Source organism: Burkholderia sp. BCC0419, from assembly GCF_902830285.1.
Taxonomy (GTDB): domain Bacteria; phylum Pseudomonadota; class Gammaproteobacteria; order Burkholderiales; family Burkholderiaceae; genus Burkholderia.
In genome coordinates, this window is the sequence record NZ_CADESR010000004.1 from 259,438 (window position 1) to 275,019 (window position 15,582).

The window sequence follows — 15,582 nt, forward strand, 5'->3', positions numbered from 1 at the left end:
TGGGGCGTACCGGCCGTTGCGGTGTAGGGTGCCCGTTGCGCTTTGTCGCTTGCGACGCTCAATCGTCCTTGCCCCATCGCCACCGCGGTTTCTCGCCCTTGATCCAGCACACCGCGGTCGGCAGCGCGACCAGCGCCACGATGCACGCGCCGTATGCAACCGGCGAGCGTTGCGGCGGCAGCAGCCACGCACTCACGATGATGCCGAGCGCGAACAGCAGCAGCACGACCCAGCCCTGCCACGCCACCGGCAACCCCCATCCCCAGCCGTAGCGCTTCGCTGGAAACCAGATCTTCTTGTCGTTCGAAGTCATGCGCGCTCCTGTGATCCGCGACTGCAGCGTAGCGCCGACGGGATTCGGCGTCACGCGTGGCCGGACTCGCGTCGCGGCCTCCGCCTCCCACCAATGCTATCCTCTCGTCCGCTCATCCAGCCTCACCCAGCGAGATTCAACCATCATGACCCGACTGATCAAGCGCGCGTCCGCCGAGGCACGCGCGTTCAAGCAACGCAAGCCGTCCGCCTACAACGGCTCCGAAAAACTCCAGCCGCCGCGCGTGAAGCGCCGCCCGGACATCGACGAACACGACGACGTGCCGGTGCTCGAAGCGCCGCGCAAGCCGCGTTTCGCGCCCGTTACGTTCTCCGAAGAAGGCGGCGTGCGCTTCCTGCATTTCGGTACCGAGTGGGTGCAGGGCGCGATGCGGATCTCGAAACCGCTGCATATCGAGCTCGAATACGCGCAGCAGATGATGGCGTGGCTGCTGTTCCTCGAAACGCCCGAGCGGGTCGTCCAGCTCGGGCTCGGCACCGGCGCGCTGACCAAGTTCTCGCATCGTTTCCTGCCGCACGCGAAGGTCGAGGCCGTCGAGCTGAACCCGGCCGTGATCGTCGCCGCGCGCACGATGTTCGCGCTGCCGCCCGACGACGCGCGCCTCGTCGTGCACGAAGCCGACGCATGGGACTTCGTCAACGACCCGGCCAACCGCGGCACGACGGGCGCGATCCAGATCGACCTGTACGACGCGACCGCGCGCGGCCCCGTGCTCGACAGCGTCGCGTTCTACCGCGCTGTGCGCGGCTGCCTCGCCGACGCCGGCATCGCGACGATCAACCTGTTCGGCGATCATCCGAGCTTCGTGCGCAACATGAAGCACCTGAACGCGGCATTCGATCACCGCGTGATCGCGCTGCCCGAAGTGCACGACGGCAACCGGATCGCGATCGCGTTTTCCGGCCCCGCGCTCGACGTGCCGTTCGCGCAGCTCGACGCCCGCGCGAAGCTGATCGAGGACACGCTGAAGCTGCCCGCGCGCAAGTGGGTGAAAGCTTTGAAAGCAACGACCGGCGCACGCGACGCCGCGTTCGCGATCTGACGCCGGATGCACCGGCGGCAGGCCGGTGCAACCCCGCGACAAGGGGCGGATCACCTCGGGTTCGCCCCTGCTTGACCGCGTGCTCGCGGCTCCTATACTGGCGCGAAGCCAGGGGAGCCGCGGCCTACCCGTTTTGCCGCTCCTCTCGGTGCCGTACCCGCTCAACAAGATCGATAACCGGGATAGAAGAGGAGACGTCATGGCTCACGATGCCGACGCCAACCGGGCCGCCAAGCGCTGGCTCTGGCTGCTGGTACTGCCGCTGATCGCAATGGTCTGGGTGCCGTCGTACAGCAAGATCGAACCGCAATGGTTCGGTTTTCCGTTTTTCTACTGGTACCAGTTGCTTTGGGTCTTCATCAGCGCGGTGATCACCGCGTTCGTGTATCTCAAGACCAAGAACGCGTGGAAGGCGAGCGGCACGCAAGGAGGTGCGCAATGAATCTCGGCGCGACCTTCGTCTTCGTCCTGCTGTTCATCGGCGTCACGATCATCGGTTTCCTGGCCGCGAACTGGCGGCGCGGCGATCTCGCCCATCTCGACGAATGGGGCCTCGGCGGACGCCGCTTCGGCACGATCGTCACGTGGTTCCTGCTCGGCGGCGACCTCTACACGGCCTACACGTTCGTCGCGGTGCCCGCGCTCGTGTTCGGCGCCGGCGCGATGGGCTTCTTCGCGCTGCCGTACACGATCCTGATCTATCCGTTCGCGTTCGTCGTGTTCCCGAAGCTGTGGAGCATCGCGAAGCGGCACGGCTACGTGACGGCCGCCGATTTCGTCAACGCACGCTACGGCAGCCGGATGCTCGCACTCGCGATCGCGGTGACGGGCATCCTCGCGACGATGCCGTACATCGCGCTGCAGCTGGTCGGCATCGAGGTGGTAATCGGCGCGCTCGGCTTCGACACGACCGGCTTCGTCGGCGACCTGCCGCTGATCATCGCGTTCGCGATCCTCGCCGCGTACACGTACACGTCGGGGCTGCGCGCGCCCGCGATGATCGCGATCGTGAAGGACGTGCTGATCTACGTCACGATCGCCGCCGCGGTCATCGTGATCCCCGCGAAGCTCGGCGGCTTCGGGCACATCTTCGCCGCGGTGCCGCCCGCGAAGCTGCTGCTGAAGGCGCCCGACGCGGCGAGCCTGAACGGCTACAGCGCGTATGCGACGCTCGCGATCGGCTCGGCGCTCGCGCTGTTCCTGTATCCGCACTCGGTCACGGCGATCCTGTCGTCGTCGTCGGGCAACTCGATCCGCCGCAACATGGCGATGCTGCCCGCGTACTCGTTCGTGCTCGGCCTGCTGGCGTTGCTCGGCTACATGGCGCTCGCCTCCGGCGTGAAGGACATGCCGCAGTACGCGCCGTACTTCAAGGCGTTCGGCCCGAACTTCGCGGTGCCCGCGCTGTTCCTCGAGTACTTCCCGTCGTGGTTCGTCGGCGTCGCGTTCGCGGCGATCGGCATCGGCGCGCTGGTGCCGGCGGCGATCATGTCGATCGCGGCCGCGAACCTGTACACGCGCAACATCCACCGCGAGTTCGTGAACCGCAACATGTCGCACGACCAGGAGACGCACGTCGCGAAGCTCGTGTCGCTGATCGTGAAGGTCGGCGCGGTGGCGTTCATCCTCGGGCTGCCGCTGACCTACGCGATCCAGTTGCAACTGCTCGGCGGGATCTGGATCATCCAGACGCTGCCGGCGATCGTGCTCGGCCTGTACACGCGTGTGCTCGACCATCGCGGCTTGCTGGCCGGCTGGGCGGCCGGCATCGTGTGCGGCACGTGGATGGCGATCTCGCTGAAGCTGGCGAGCTCCATCTTCACGATCCACCTGTTCGGTCTCGCGATTCCCGGCTATGCGGCCGTGTGGTCGCTGATCGTGAACCTGGTGGTGTCGGTGGCGGTGAGCGTGCTGGTGCGCGTGATGGGCATGGCGCATGCCGAGGATCGCACGCGGCCGGAGGATTATTTCGACGTCGTCGAGGGCTGATACGGGCCGTGCGCGGCAGTGTGCCGCACACGCGCCGCGCAGCAACGAAAACGTCCGCCACCGCAAGGTGGCGGGCGTTTCTTTTGCGTCAGCCCTGCGCGCGTTTCGCGAGATCCTCGCGCTGCGACAGATCCTCGACGTTGACCATCCAGTGCACGCCGAAGCGATCCTTCGCCATCCCGAAGCCGAGCGCCCAGAACGTCTTGCCGAACGGCATCGTCACTTCGCCGCCGTCGGCGAGCGCATTGAACAGCTTCTGGCCTTCCTCGACCGTCGCCGGGTTCAGCGACAGCGAATAGCCGGCGTGCGCGGCGCCGGCCGGCTGGCTGCAATCGCCGTCCGAGCACATGATCATCGACTCGCCGATCGTGAAGCTCGCGTGCATCACCTTGTCGCTCATCTCCGGCGACATCGGGTAATCGGGATTCGGCGGTGCGTCCTTGAAGTGCATCTTGAACATGGTCTTCGCGCCGAGTGCCTTTTCGTAGAACTGAAGGGCTTCGTCGGTACGACCGTAGAATGTCAGGTACGGTTGGACTTGCATCGTTGTCTCCTGGGATGAGCCGTGCCGGCGCGTCGGCGCTGGCGTGGCGTCGTTCAAGTTTGACTGGGGAAAGGGCGCATCGGGAGGCGGCCGTCGCACCCGTGACGTGGATTGTAGTGCGCGTGCTTGACGATGGAATGAAAATAAAAACGGCCGCGAACATCACGTTCGCGACCGTTTGCAGCGTGCGTGCTGACGCCTATTGTCAGTCTTGCTGACAGCCGCTGACGCGCAGCGTGGCTCAGCGCAGCGCGTCGATCAGCTTCTCGAGTTTCACCGCGTCAGCGGCGAACACGCGGATGCCTTCGGCGAGCTTTTCGGTCGCCATCGCTTCGTCGTTCAGCTGGAAGCGGAACGACGACTCGTCGATCGCGACGCGCTCGGCCGGCTTGTCCTGCAGCGATTCCGGCGACAGCTTGCGGGCGACCGTCTCGTTGCTCTCCTGCAGCTTCTGCAGCAAATCGGGACTGATCGTCAGCAGGTCGCAGCCGGCGAGCTCGGTGATCTGGCTGGTCGTGCGGAAGCTCGCGCCCATCACTTCGGTCTTGTAGCCGAACGTCTTGTAGTACGTATAGATGCGGCGCACCGATTGCACGCCCGGGTCATTCGCGCCGCCGTCCTTCGCTTCGTTCCATTCCGCGCCGGCCTGCTTCTTGTACCAGTCGTAGATGCGGCCGACGAACGGCGAGATCAGCTGCGCGCCGGCTTCCGCGCACGCGGCGGCCTGCACGAGCGAGAAAAGCAGGGTCATGTTGCACTTGATCCCTTCCTTCTGCAGCACCTCGGCCGCGCGGATGCCTTCCCACGTCGACGCGAGCTTGATCAGGATGCGCTCGCGGCCGACGCCGGCCGCTTCGTACAGCTTGATGAGCTCGCGGCCCTTGTCGATCGAGCGCTGCGTGTCGAACGACAGGCGTGCGTCGACCTCGGTCGACACGCGGCCGGGGATCAGCTTCAGGATTTCGGTGCCGAATGCGATCAGCAGGCGGTCGATGATGAAATCGGTGCTTTCGTTGCGATGATCGCGGACGGTTTTCTCGAGGATCGGCTTGTACGCATCCTTCTGGACGGCCTTCAGGATCAGCGACGGGTTCGTGGTCGCGTCCTGCGGCTTGTATTGCGCAAGCTGCTGGAAGTCGCCCGTGTCGGCGACGACGGTCGTGTACTGCTTCAACTGGTCGAGTGCGGTAGTCATGGCGATTCGGAAGAAGCGCGCGGGGCGCCGGGTTCTCACGGGCCGCGCGAGCGCGGCGGCGAAGCGAAGCGGCGCCGGGCGCCGCTTCCGATCCATCATTTTAGGCCCGATTCGTGTCGAGCACGTTTTGGCGTGCCGGGCGTGCGCCGCGGCGGCCGGCGAGCCGCGTCACGCGGGGCGCCGCGCGTTCAGGATCACCTGCGTGACGATTCCCGCGACGAGCCCCCAGAACGCCGAGCCGATCGACAGCAGCGTGAGGCCCGACGCGGTCACCATGAACGTGACGAGCGCGGCTTCGCGCTGCTTCACGTCCTGCATCGCGTTCGCGAGCCCGCTCATGATCGAGCCGAACAGCGCGAGCGCCGCGACCGATACGACGAGCGCCTTCGGCAGCGCCGCGAACAGTGCGGCGATCGTCGCGCCGAAGATGCCGGCGATCAGGTAGAACGTGCCGCACCACACGGCTGCCGTGTAGCGCTTCGCATGATCCTCGTGCGCTTCGGGGCCGGTACAGATCGCGGCCGTGATCGCCGCGAGGTTCACGCCGTGCGAGCCGAACGGCGCGAGCAGCAGCGATGCGAGGCCGGTGGTCGCGATCAGCGGCGACGACGGCGTCGAATAGCCGTCCGCGCGCAGCACCGCAATGCCCGGCACGTTCTGCGACGCCATCGCGACGACGAACAGCGGAATGCCGATGCTGACGATCGACGCGATCGACAACGCGGGCATCGTGAACACGGGTTGCGCGAGCGCGATGTGGAAGCGGCTGAAGTCGAGCAGTCCGAGGCCGCCGGCCACCGCCGTGCCGACGATCAGCGTCGTGACGATCGCATAGCGCGGCGCGAGGCGTTTCACGATCAGGTAGGTGAAGAACATCGCGAGCACGAGCGCGGTCTGGAACTGCGCGGCGCGGAAGATCTCGATGCCGATCTCGAACAGGATGCCCGCGAGCAGCGCAGCCGCGATGCCGGCCGGAATGCGCTTCATCAGCGTGTCGAACAGCCCGCTCACGCCGACGGCCGTCAACAGCAGCGCGCATACGACGAACGCGCCGATCGCCTCGGGGTAGGGCACACCGGGCAGCGACGCGATCAAGAGCGCTGCGCCGGGCGTCGACCACGCGACGACGACGGGCGCGCGAAAGCGCAGCGACAGGCCGATGGTCGTCAGCGCCATGCCGATCGACAGCGCCCAGATCCACGACGAGATCTGCGCGTCGGTGAGGTGGGCGGCGCGGCCGGCCTGGAACATCAGCACGAGCGAGCTCGTGTAGCCGGTCATCATCGCGACGAAGCCGGCGACGAGCGCGGACACGGACGTATCGGCGAAAAAGCGGCGGCCGCCGGCGCGGCCAGCGCTCGCGGTGGGCGAAGGGTTCATGCTATCTTCGGGGGGAGGCCGCTCGGATGCGGCCTTCGTGTCTGCGGGTGGGTTTCGTTACTTGCTGAGTGCGCGCATCGCGGTTTCGAGGCCCGCGAGCGTCAGCGGATACATGCGCTGGCCGAGCAGGTCGCGGATCACCGCGACCGACTGCCGGTACTCCCATAGCCGCTCGGGCTCGGGGTTCAGCCACGCATGATGGGGGAACTGGTCGGCGAGGCGGCGCAGCCACACGGCGCCGGCTTCCGGGTTGTTGTATTCGACCGAGCCGCCGGGCTGCAGCACTTCGTACGGGCTCATCGTCGCGTCGCCGACGAAGATCAGCTTGTAGTCGGGCGTGAACTTGTGCAGCACGTCCCACGTCGCGGCGCGTTCCGAGTGGCGGCGGCGGTTGTTCTTCCACAGGTGGTCGTACACGCAGTTGTGGAAGTAGAAGAATTCGAGGTGCTTGAATTCGGCCTTCGCGGCCGAGAACAGCTCTTCGGTGCGCTTGATGTGGTCGTCCATCGAGCCGCCGACGTCGAGCAGCATCAGCACCTTCACGTTGTTGTGGCGCTCGGGCACCATCCGCAGGTCGAGCCAGCCGGCGTTCGCGGCCGTGCTGCGGATCGTGCCGGGCAGGTCGAGCTCCTCGGCCGCGCCTTCGCGCGCGAAACGGCGCAGCCGCCGCAGCGCGACCTTGATGTTGCGCGTGCCGATCTCGACCGAATCGTCGTAGTCGCGGTACGCGCGCGCCTCCCACACCTTCACCGCGGTGCGGTTGCCGTTCGACGGGCCGCCGATGCGCACGCCTTCCGGGTTGTAGCCGCCGTGCCCGAACGGCGACGTGCCGCCGGTGCCGATCCACTTGTTGCCGCCTTCGTGGCGTTCCTTCTGCTCGTCGAGCAGCGCCTTCAAACGCTCCATCAGCTTGTCGAGCCCGCCCATCGCGTCGATCTGCGCCTTCTCCTCCGGCGATAGCTCACGCTCGAGGCGCTTCTCGAGCCAGTCGAGCGGAATGTCGAACGCCTCGGACGGCAGCGCGGACACGCCGTGGAAATACGCGCCGAACGCCTGGTCGAACTTGTCGAAGTACTGCTCGTCCTTGACCAGCGTCATCCGCGCGAGGAAGTAGAACGCGTCGATCGACGGCGAGATCAGCCCGGCCTTCAGCGATTCGAGCAGCGTCAGGTATTCCTTCACCGAGACGGGCAGCTTGGCTGCGCGCAGCGCGTAGAAGAAATTGAGCAGCATGGCCGGGCCTTCGCGGATGGGTTACCGGTTGTGCCGGTTCATGTAGACGAGCCGTTCGAGCAGGCTCAGATCCTGCTCGTTCTTCAGCAGCGCGCCCGCGAGCGGCGGCACGATCTGCTTCGCGTCCGCGCCGCGCAGCGCGTCGGCCGGGATGTTCTCGGCGAGCAGCAGCTTCAGCCAGTCGAGCAGCTCGGACGTCGACGGCTTCTTCTTCAGGCCCGACACGCCGCGCAGTTCGAAGAAACTCTCGAGCGCCGCGCGCAGCAACTCCTCGCGGATGTTCGGGAAGTGGACCGCGACGATCTTCTGCATCGTCGACGCATCGGGAAACTGGATGTAGTGGAAGAAGCAGCGGCGCAGGAACGCGTCGGGCAGCTCCTTCTCGTTGTTCGACGTGATGATGACGAGCGGGCGGTGCTTCGCGCGGACCGTCTCGCGCGTCTCGTACACGTGGAACTCCATCCGGTCAAGCTCGCGAAGCAGGTCGTTCGGGAATTCGATGTCGGCCTTGTCGATCTCGTCGATCAGCAGCACGCTCGGCTGCTCGGCGTCGAACGCCTGCCACAGCACGCCCTTGACGATGTAGTTCGAGATGTCCTTCACGCGCTCATCGCCGAGCTGCGAATCGCGCAGCCGCGACACGGCGTCGTATTCGTACAGGCCCTGCTGCGCCTTGGTGGTCGACTTGATGTGCCACTGCAGCAGCGGCATGTCGAGCGCGGCGGCCACTTCCTCGGCGAGCATGGTCTTGCCGGTGCCGGGCTCGCCCTTGATCAGCAGCGGGCGTTGCAGCGTCAGTGCGGCATTGACCGCGAGCTTCAGATCGTCGGTGGCGACGTACTGCGAGGACCCTTCGAAACGCATGGCGGCGCTCTTCTTCATCGGGAAAAAACCCAGTATAAGTCAGAAGGGCTGTCCGGTTGGGCCGCGCCCGCGTATCGTTGCGGGGCTGCGGCGGGGCGAACCGGGGGCGCCGTATGGACGCGTTCCCCGCCGACGCGGTACAATCTGGCCGTTTTTTTTGGCCTGCGTGGCGATCCGATAAGCACAACGGCGCGGGCCGTTGCCGCTTCGGCGCCAGTTTCCCCTCAAGCTAGGTTACAAGAGCTATGAACAAATTCGTCGGCAAACACGTCGTTGTCGCAGCGCTCGTGGCGCTCGCGGGCAGCGCGCAGGCGGCCGGTGTGGTCGGCAACCCGAAGGACGGGGCGAGCAAGGCCGCCATGTGCATCGGTTGCCACGGCATCCAGGACTACCGCGCGGCGTACCCGGAGGTCTACCGGGTGCCTGTCCTCGGCGGCCAGAACCAGCAATACCTCGAGAACGCGCTGAAGGCCTACCGCAAGAAGGATCGTCACTTCCCGTCGATGAATGCGATCGCCGGTTCGCTGACCGACCAGGACATCGCGGATCTGTCGGCGTACTACGCCGCCCAGAAGGCCGACACGAAGGACAACCCCTACAAGTAAAGCGCGCGCCGCCGATCTCTCCGGCGGGACAGGAGCATTCATGAACAACGCATTCAAGACGGCGGCGGTGGCACTGGCGGCCGGCCTCGCGATCGGTACCGCGCACGCCGCGGACATCTCGAAGGGCAAGGAACTGGTCGAATCGCACAACTGCGCGGCCTGCCACGGCGCGCAGCTGAACAAGCCGATCAACGCGGAGTACCCGCGCCTCGCCGGCCAGCACGCCGACTACCTCGTGTGGGCGATGCGCCAGTACCAGATGGGGCTGACGAACCCGCTGCTCGGCCGCAACAACGCGATCATGCAGGCGCAGGTACAGAACCTGTCGGTCAGCGACATGAAGGACATCGCGTCCTACATCGAGTCGCTGAAGGAAACCGACCTCGTGTTCAAGAAGTAAGCGCGACGGGCCTCACGGGCTCGCGCAGCAAGAATGCCCCGCCTCGGCGGGGTATTTTTTTGGCCGCGGCCGGCGCAGACGAGTGTGCCGGGCCGGGCGCTCAGTCGCGCGACGCGCGGCGCAGGATGCGCTGCAAGTATGCGTCGGTATCGGGCGGCGTGTTCGTGCGCTGCGCTTCCCAGATCGTCTCGCCGAGGCATTCCATGATCGCGTGCTGCGCGTCGTGGGTCGAGTCGAGCTTCGCGGCCAGCTTGTCGTGCGCGGCGCGGATACCCGGCGGCTGGTCGATCGACAACTGCTCGCTGATCGCGAGGTGCATCGACAGGTGCAGGAACGGGTTGGTCCGGCCTTCTTCCGGCGTGTAGTTGCGCGCGGCCGCGCCGTCGGCGTCGGCCAGTTCGTCGTGGTATTCGGGATGCTCGACGATCCAGTCGGCTGCGATCGCTTCCAGCGGCGTCAGGATCTCGCCCGCGCGCTGCTTGCGCCAGGTCTCGGTGAAAAAGCGACGCACTTCGTCGCGGCTTGGATTGAACATGGTGGGGAAACGTCGTGATTCGGGCGGCGTCATGCCGCGTCGCGCATTGTACGCCGGAGCGGCGTGCGGCGCTGGCGGCGGGCGGCGCGGTGCGGGTCATTGCGGCCGCCTGCCGCGGAACGGGTAAGCGCGGGCTAGGCTCGCCGCCGCCGCGCCGCTACACTCCGACGATTCCGTCACGGCGCCTGGTTCGCCCGTTTCATCATGACCGCCACCGTTCGCCCCTCGTCCGCTGCCCTGCAGGGCGCGCTCTACGTCGCGTTGTCCGCCGCCGCGTTTGGCGCGATGGCGATTTTCGGCCGCTACGCGTATGCGGCCGGCGTCGACGTGCTCGGGTTGCTGATCGTGCGCTTCGCGATCGGCGGTGCGGTGCTCGCCGCGATCGCACGGCACCGCCGCGTCGCATGGCCGCGTGGGCGGGCGCTCGCGCCGCTGGTGGCGATGGGCGCGCTCGGCTACGTCGGGCAGTCGTTCTGCTATTTCAGCGCGCTGCAGCACGCGCAGGCGAGCCTCGTCGCGCTGCTGCTGTACCTGTATCCGGCGTTCGTCACGCTGCTGGCCGCGTGGTGGCTCGGCGAGCGCCTGACGCGGGCGAAGGCCGTCGCGCTGGTGCTGTGCGTCGCGGGTTCGGCGCTGATGGTCGGCGGCGGGCACGGCGAGCCGCTCGGGATCGCGCTCGCGCTGGCCGCCGCGGTGATCTATTCGTTGTACATCGTCGGCGGCACCCGGGCGACGCGCGGCGTCGATCCGCTCGCGACCACCGCGATCATCTGCCTGTCGGCCACCGCGACGCTCGTCGCGATCGCCGTCGTGCGAACGGCTGCGTTCGGCGCGCCGCCGCGCTGGCCCGCGACGGCCGGCGGCTGGGCGTCGATGCTCGCGATCGCGCTGGTGTCGACGGTCGCGGCCATGCTCGCGTTCTTCGCCGGGCTCGAGCGGCTCGGGGCCGCGCGCACGTCGATGCTGTCGACGCTCGAACCGGTCGTGACGGTCGCGCTCGCGGCGCTGCTGTTCGGGGAAGCGTTGTCGCCGCTGCAGTGGGCGGGCGGTGTCGCGATTCTCGCGGCCGTGCTGGCGCTCGTGCGCGCGGGCGGCGCGGCCGCGGACGACGCGACGGCGACATCCAACGCGTAGTCGGAAAGGGAAGCAGGCGTCGCGATGGCGCGTGCGGAGCCGGCCCGCGCTGCGCGTCTGTCGTGCCTGACGCTTATTCGTTGGGCGGCGGCGTCTTCGGCCGGAATTCGCACAGCGGTTCGATCGCGCAGTGCCAGCATTCGGGGCGGCGCGCCTTGCACACGTAGCGCCCGTGCAGGATCAGCCAGTGATGCGCGTCCTGCAGGAATTCCTTCGGCGTGAACTTCTCGAGTGCGGCCTCGACGGCCCGCACGTCCTTGCCCGGCGCGAGCCCGGTGCGATTCGCGACGCGGAAGATATGCGTGTCGACCGCGATCGTCGGCTGGCCGAACGCGGTGTTCAGCACGACGTTCGCGGTCTTGCGGCCGACGCCCGGCAAGCCTTCGAGCGCTTCGCGATCGGCCGGCACCTCGCCGTCGTAGCGCTCGAGCAGGATCCGGCACGTCGCGACCACGTTCTTCGCCTTGGTGCGATAGAGACCGATCGTCTTGATGTACTCGGTGACGCCTTCCTCGCCAAGCGCGACGATTTGTCGCGGGGTGTTCGCGACCGGAAACATTTTCCGCATCGCCTTGTTGACCGACACGTCGGTCGCCTGCGCGGACAGCATCACGGCGATCAGCAGTTCGAACGGCGTCGAGTATTCGAGCTCGGTGGTCGGATGCGGATTGAGGCTCTGCAGCGTTTCGTAGATCGCGCGTCGTTTGCTGGCGTTCATGGAGCGTTCTGGTCGGGCGGCGCGGACGGGCCGTCCGGATCGTCGTTGCCTGCGTCGTTGTCGTGGTCGTGGTTGCCCGATGCCGCTTCGGCGTCGCGCTGTGCCTGCTGTTCGGCGAGCCGCTTGCGGCGGGCCTCGGCTGCGTCGATCTGCGCCTGGACGGCCGCGCTCACGCCTTCGGTGTTCTGCGGCCCGGCGCCTTGCCCGGACAGCTCTTCCTTCTTCTTGCGCGCGCGTTCGAGCGCGGCGGCGATGATCGCGCGTTTCTTCGCTTCGGCGTCGTCGGCGGCCGGCGCGGCGGCTGGCGCATCTGGCTGCGCGGCGGAGGGTTCCGCAGCCGGTTTCGCGGTGCTGGCCGCGCGGCGGGCGGCGGCGCGCGCTTCGGCGGCCTCGCGCTCGCGACGCTGGCGCGCGAGCCGCAGGTCGTGGCGTTCGCGCGCGGCGTCAGCCTGTTCCTGCGACCACGCATCCCAGCCCGTGCGATCGCCGGTCACCGGCAGCATCGCGATGCAGTCGACCGGACACGGCGGCACGCACAAATCGCAGCCCGTGCACAGCGACGCGACGATCGTGTGCATCTGCTTCGGCGCGCCGACGATCGCGTCGACCGGGCACGCCTGCATGCACAGCGTGCAGCCGATGCACAGGTTTTCGTCGATGAACGCGACCGCGCGCGGATGCTCGCTGCCGTTGACGGGGTTCAGCGGAATCACCGGCTTGCCGAGCAGGTTCGCGAGACGCGCGATGCCTTCGGCGCCGCCGGGCGGGCACTGGTTGTAGTTCGCGTCGCCGGCGGCGATCGCCTCGGCGTACGGACGGCAGCCGTTATAGCCGCACTTCGTGCATTGCGTCTGGGGAAGCAGATCTTCGATGCGATCCGCGAGTGTTTTGGAGTCGGTCACGGTGACAACAGGCTGACAACAGGCGCAGCGGCGCCGAATGGCTCTCGGCTGCGTCGCGTGCGGCCGGAAAGGTATGCCAAAGCTCAATTATCGCCGATTTCCCGCATTGCGCTGGACGCCGTCTATGCGCATAATCGAACCGCTTTTTTGCAGGGGCTCAGCAGGAGGGCGGCCGTCCGCGGGGCGCCCGTTCCAGGGCGGCCGGCGCCGAGGCGGTGGGGGTGCCGGTCCGGATCAAGCGGCTCACATAGCAAAACGCCACCATGAATCAGCCAAAAATCAAAAGAGATCCTGAAGGTACCCGCCGCCGCATCCTGATGGCGGCAGCCGAAGAGTTCGCGAATGGAGGGCTGTTCGGCGCGCGCGTCGATCAGATCGCGCGCCGGGCTGAAACGAACGAGCGCATGCTCTATTACTATTTCGGCAGCAAGGAGCAGCTCTTCACGGCGGTGCTCGAACACGCGTTTTCCGCGCTGACCGAGGCCGAGCGCGTGCTGGATCTCGACGGCGTTGCGCCGGTCGAAGCCGTCACGCGGCTCGCGCATTTCGTTTGGGACTACTACCGCGACCATCCGGAGCTGCTCAGGCTCATCAACAACGAGAACCTGCACGAAGCGCGCTACCTGCACAAGTCGACGCGGATCCGCGAGATGATGTCGCCGATCGTCGCGAAGCTCGGCAACGTGCTGATGCGCGGCCAGAAGGCCGGGCTGTTCCGCGGCGACGTCGATCCGCTGCGCTTCTACGTGACGCTGTCGGGGCTCGGCTACTACATCGTGTCGAACCGCTTCACGCTCGCGGCGACGCTCGGCCGCGACTTCACCGACACCGACGAGCGCGCGGAGATGGTCCGGATGAACACCGAGGTGCTGCTCGCGTATCTGCTGCGGCGCTGACGCGCCGAATGGTCGGGCCGATGAGCCGGCCGCTCGCGGCCGCGGCCGGATAAGAAAACGCCGCCGTGCGCCAAGCAACGGCGGCGTTTTTGCGTCGGAACGCGGCGCGTCAGGCGGCCTTGCGGGCCCGCACGGTTTTGGCGCGCGGGCTGCCTGCCGCGCGTTTCGCGGCGGGCGTGGCCTTCGAGGCGGGCGTCCTGGCGGGCGCGACCGTCACGGCCGGCGCCTTCGCGCGCGTGCGTTTCGCGGCGGTGACGCGCACCGTCGTTTCCGGCTGGGGCTTGGCGGCCGGCACGAGGCCGATCGTGGTCGCATCCTGGGCATCGACGGGCAACTTCGTCGCGCCGGGCTTGGGCTCCAGCGCATGCTCGCGGATGAAGTCGCGCAGTTGCGGATAGATGATCGTGCGCCAGCGGCGGCCCGAGAAGATCCCGTAGTGGCCGCACTTCTCGGCGGTCAGGCTGCGGCGATCGTCTTGCGGGATGCCCGTGCACAGCTCGTGCGCGACGTGCGTCTGGCCGCTGCCCGAGATGTCGTCGAGTTCGCCCTCGATCGTCATCAGGGCGGTGTGCTTGATGTCCTGCGGCCGCACGCGCTCGCCTTCGACGTCCCACGTACCTTCCGCGAGCCGGAATTCCTGGAACACGACACGGATCGTCTCGAGGTAATACTCGGCGGCCATGTCGAGCACCGCGTTGTATTCGTCGTAGAAGCGGCGGTGCGCTTCGGCGTCGTCCTCGTCGCCGCGCAGCAGGCTCTGGTAGAAATCCCAGTGCGATTGCGCGTGCCGCTCCGGGTTCATCGCGACGAAGCCCGTGTGCTGCAGGAAGCCCGGATACACCTGGCGGCCTTCGCCCGGATAGTTCGCGGGCACCGTGTGGATCACGTTGTTCTCGAACCACGCGGTCGAGTGCTGCGTCGCGAGCGAGTTCACGGAAGTCGGGCTGCGGCGCGCGTCGATCGGGCCGCCCATCATCGTCATCGTGAGCGGCGTGTCCTCGCCGCGGCTCGCCATCAGCGAAATCGCCGCGAGCACCGGCACCGTCGGCTGGCATACCGAGATCACGTGCAGGTTGCGCGCGCCGATGTGACGGATGAATTCCTGGATGTACGCGATGTAGTCGTGCAGGTGGAACGGGCCGGTCTCGACCGGCACCATCCGCGCGTCGATCCAGTCGGTGATGTAGACCTTGTGATCCTGCAGCAGCGTGCGCACCGTGTCGCGCAGCAGCGTCGAGTGGTGGCCCGACAGCGGCGCGCACACCAGCACGACCGGCTCGTCCTTCAGTTGCGTGACGGCATCGGCGTCGTCCGAATAGCGCTTGAAGCGCAGCAGCCGGCAGAACGGCTTCTCGATGATCGTCTGCTCGACGATCGGGATGTTGTGGCCGTCCTTGACGATCTGATGAAGGTTGAATTCCGGCTTTTCGTAATCCTTGCCGAGCCGATACATCAGCTCATAGGCGGCTGCCATGCGCGGCGCGCCGGGCATCAGCGAGAACGGGCTGGACGGATTCGCGAACGACTTCGAGGCGGCCTGGGCCCAGGCCGTGAGCGGGCTCAGCATTGCCCGCTGGAATTCGTGCAGTTGGTAAAGCATGCAGGCTACTCCCGCGTGGGGGGACGGTGCGCAAGGGCGGCGTGAGGCGTCGCGGCGTGCCGTGTGGGTCAGCGGCCGGCCATGTTGCATTGCAGCCGGACAATCTCATCGATCATATCGGACAACGATCGGTTGTGCAATGCAACATTTCCCGGTTTTTTCATCAAATCTTTGCGATTTGACGATCTATGAACAAGGGTTCGCGCTGCCG

The 15,582-nt window shown here is 67.0% G+C and carries 17 protein-coding genes; 7 read left to right on the forward strand and 10 right to left on the reverse strand.

All coding sequences use genetic code 11. The features are described from left to right. Positions 1-58 precede the first annotated feature (58 nt). Positions 59-313 (reverse strand): hypothetical protein, encoded by a 255-nt coding sequence (locus tag HWW87_RS23125; RefSeq protein ID WP_175822308.1) that lies wholly within the window; start codon positions 311-313, stop codon positions 59-61. Positions 314-458: 145 nt separating this feature from the next. Between HWW87_RS23125 and HWW87_RS23130 the strand changes: the two genes are divergently transcribed. From HWW87_RS23130 to HWW87_RS23140, 3 genes are all read left to right on the forward strand, one after another. Next, positions 459-1,376 carry a spermidine synthase gene (locus HWW87_RS23130; protein ID WP_175822309.1) on the forward strand — a complete coding sequence of 306 codons (918 nt, stop codon included), beginning with the start codon at positions 459-461 and terminating at the stop codon, positions 1,374-1,376. A gap of 199 nt (positions 1,377-1,575) precedes the next feature. Next, positions 1,576-1,818, forward strand: a complete 243-nt coding sequence (locus tag HWW87_RS23135; RefSeq protein ID WP_175822310.1) for a DUF3311 domain-containing protein — start codon at positions 1,576-1,578, stop codon at positions 1,816-1,818. Beyond that, the gene (locus tag HWW87_RS23140) at positions 1,815-3,365 is read left to right on the forward strand and encodes a sodium:solute symporter family protein (RefSeq protein ID WP_175822311.1); all 1,551 of its coding nucleotides are present in this window, start codon (positions 1,815-1,817) and stop codon (positions 3,363-3,365) included. Before HWW87_RS23135 ends, HWW87_RS23140 begins: the two co-directional genes overlap by 4 nt. Before the next feature lie 88 nt (positions 3,366-3,453). Here the strand turns inward: HWW87_RS23140 and HWW87_RS23145 are convergent, their stop codons facing one another. The 5 genes from HWW87_RS23145 to HWW87_RS23165 form a co-directional block, all read right to left on the reverse strand. Next, positions 3,454-3,909, reverse strand: a complete 456-nt coding sequence (locus HWW87_RS23145; RefSeq protein ID WP_175822312.1) for a VOC family protein — start codon at positions 3,907-3,909, stop codon at positions 3,454-3,456. A 241-nt stretch (positions 3,910-4,150) separates the two neighbouring features. Further along, the gene (gene tal, locus HWW87_RS23150; protein WP_174389117.1) at positions 4,151-5,104 is read right to left on the reverse strand and encodes a transaldolase; all 954 of its coding nucleotides are present in this window, start codon (positions 5,102-5,104) and stop codon (positions 4,151-4,153) included. Positions 5,105-5,272: 168 nt separating this feature from the next. Beyond that, a complete protein-coding gene (locus HWW87_RS23155; RefSeq protein WP_175822313.1) occupies positions 5,273-6,484 on the reverse strand; it encodes a benzoate/H(+) symporter BenE family transporter in 1,212 nt (403 codons plus the stop codon). 57 nt (positions 6,485-6,541) lie between these two features. After that, positions 6,542-7,717 (reverse strand): VWA domain-containing protein, encoded by a 1,176-nt coding sequence (locus HWW87_RS23160; protein WP_175822314.1) that lies wholly within the window; start codon positions 7,715-7,717, stop codon positions 6,542-6,544. A gap of 21 nt (positions 7,718-7,738) precedes the next feature. Continuing rightward, on the reverse strand, positions 7,739-8,581 hold the full coding sequence (locus HWW87_RS23165) for a MoxR family ATPase (RefSeq protein ID WP_174433021.1): 843 nt from the start codon (positions 8,579-8,581) through the stop codon (positions 7,739-7,741). 245 nt (positions 8,582-8,826) lie between these two features. On the opposite strand from HWW87_RS23165, the gene HWW87_RS23170 reads away from it, so the two are divergent. Both HWW87_RS23170 and HWW87_RS23175 read left to right on the forward strand, forming a co-directional pair. Then, positions 8,827-9,186: a cytochrome c gene (locus HWW87_RS23170; RefSeq protein ID WP_006478192.1), complete on the forward strand. Its 360-nt coding sequence runs from the start codon at positions 8,827-8,829 to the stop codon at positions 9,184-9,186. A 40-nt stretch (positions 9,187-9,226) separates the two neighbouring features. Further along, positions 9,227-9,586: a cytochrome c gene (locus HWW87_RS23175; protein WP_006490657.1), complete on the forward strand. Its 360-nt coding sequence runs from the start codon at positions 9,227-9,229 to the stop codon at positions 9,584-9,586. 100 nt (positions 9,587-9,686) lie between these two features. Here the strand turns inward: HWW87_RS23175 and HWW87_RS23180 are convergent, their stop codons facing one another. After that, a complete protein-coding gene (locus HWW87_RS23180; RefSeq protein ID WP_174389113.1) occupies positions 9,687-10,121 on the reverse strand; it encodes a DUF1841 family protein in 435 nt (144 codons plus the stop codon). A 204-nt stretch (positions 10,122-10,325) separates the two neighbouring features. Here HWW87_RS23180 and HWW87_RS23185 point away from each other — a divergent pair, with 204 nt between their 5' ends. Continuing rightward, positions 10,326-11,255 carry a DMT family transporter gene (locus HWW87_RS23185; RefSeq protein ID WP_175822315.1) on the forward strand — a complete coding sequence of 310 codons (930 nt, stop codon included), beginning with the start codon at positions 10,326-10,328 and terminating at the stop codon, positions 11,253-11,255. Positions 11,256-11,328: 73 nt separating this feature from the next. Here the strand turns inward: HWW87_RS23185 and nth are convergent, their stop codons facing one another. After that, complete coding sequence (gene nth / locus HWW87_RS23190) at positions 11,329-11,973, reverse strand: endonuclease III (protein ID WP_006478196.1); 645 nt, start codon at positions 11,971-11,973, stop codon at positions 11,329-11,331. Beyond that, positions 11,970-12,875 (reverse strand): electron transport complex subunit RsxB, encoded by a 906-nt coding sequence (gene rsxB, locus HWW87_RS23195; protein ID WP_175822316.1) that lies wholly within the window; start codon positions 12,873-12,875, stop codon positions 11,970-11,972. Before rsxB ends, nth begins: the two co-directional genes overlap by 4 nt. 263 nt (positions 12,876-13,138) lie before the next feature. Between rsxB and HWW87_RS23200 the strand changes: the two genes are divergently transcribed. Next, a complete protein-coding gene (locus HWW87_RS23200; protein WP_006478198.1) occupies positions 13,139-13,771 on the forward strand; it encodes a TetR family transcriptional regulator in 633 nt (210 codons plus the stop codon). Positions 13,772-13,880: 109 nt separating this feature from the next. Here HWW87_RS23200 and phaZ read toward each other — a convergent pair whose 3' ends face one another. After that, positions 13,881-15,371: a polyhydroxyalkanoate depolymerase gene (gene phaZ / locus HWW87_RS23205; protein ID WP_175822317.1), complete on the reverse strand. Its 1,491-nt coding sequence runs from the start codon at positions 15,369-15,371 to the stop codon at positions 13,881-13,883. Between the last annotated feature and the right edge of the window lie 211 nt (positions 15,372-15,582).

Bases quoted from the DNA above. Each gene is read 5' to 3' on its own strand.
- HWW87_RS23125 (WP_175822308.1), bottom strand. From the start codon at position 313: ATGACTTCGAACGACAAGAAGATCTGGTTTCCAGCGAAGCGCTACGGC.
- HWW87_RS23130 (WP_175822309.1), top strand. From the start codon at position 459: ATGACCCGACTGATCAAGCGCGCGTCCGCCGAGGCACGCGCGTTCAAG.
- HWW87_RS23135 (WP_175822310.1), top strand. From the start codon at position 1,576: ATGGCTCACGATGCCGACGCCAACCGGGCCGCCAAGCGCTGGCTCTGG.
- HWW87_RS23140 (WP_175822311.1), top strand. From the start codon at position 1,815: ATGAATCTCGGCGCGACCTTCGTCTTCGTCCTGCTGTTCATCGGCGTC.
- HWW87_RS23145 (WP_175822312.1), bottom strand. From the start codon at position 3,909: ATGCAAGTCCAACCGTACCTGACATTCTACGGTCGTACCGACGAAGCC.
- tal (WP_174389117.1), bottom strand. From the start codon at position 5,104: ATGACTACCGCACTCGACCAGTTGAAGCAGTACACGACCGTCGTCGCC.
- HWW87_RS23155 (WP_175822313.1), bottom strand. From the start codon at position 6,484: ATGAACCCTTCGCCCACCGCGAGCGCTGGCCGCGCCGGCGGCCGCCGC.
- HWW87_RS23160 (WP_175822314.1), bottom strand. From the start codon at position 7,717: ATGCTGCTCAATTTCTTCTACGCGCTGCGCGCAGCCAAGCTGCCCGTC.
- HWW87_RS23165 (WP_174433021.1), bottom strand. From the start codon at position 8,581: ATGCGTTTCGAAGGGTCCTCGCAGTACGTCGCCACCGACGATCTGAAG.
- HWW87_RS23170 (WP_006478192.1), top strand. From the start codon at position 8,827: ATGAACAAATTCGTCGGCAAACACGTCGTTGTCGCAGCGCTCGTGGCG.
- HWW87_RS23175 (WP_006490657.1), top strand. From the start codon at position 9,227: ATGAACAACGCATTCAAGACGGCGGCGGTGGCACTGGCGGCCGGCCTC.
- HWW87_RS23180 (WP_174389113.1), bottom strand. From the start codon at position 10,121: ATGTTCAATCCAAGCCGCGACGAAGTGCGTCGCTTTTTCACCGAGACC.
- HWW87_RS23185 (WP_175822315.1), top strand. From the start codon at position 10,326: ATGACCGCCACCGTTCGCCCCTCGTCCGCTGCCCTGCAGGGCGCGCTC.
- nth (WP_006478196.1), bottom strand. From the start codon at position 11,973: ATGAACGCCAGCAAACGACGCGCGATCTACGAAACGCTGCAGAGCCTC.
- HWW87_RS23200 (WP_006478198.1), top strand. From the start codon at position 13,139: ATGAATCAGCCAAAAATCAAAAGAGATCCTGAAGGTACCCGCCGCCGC.
- phaZ (WP_175822317.1), bottom strand. From the start codon at position 15,371: ATGCTTTACCAACTGCACGAATTCCAGCGGGCAATGCTGAGCCCGCTC.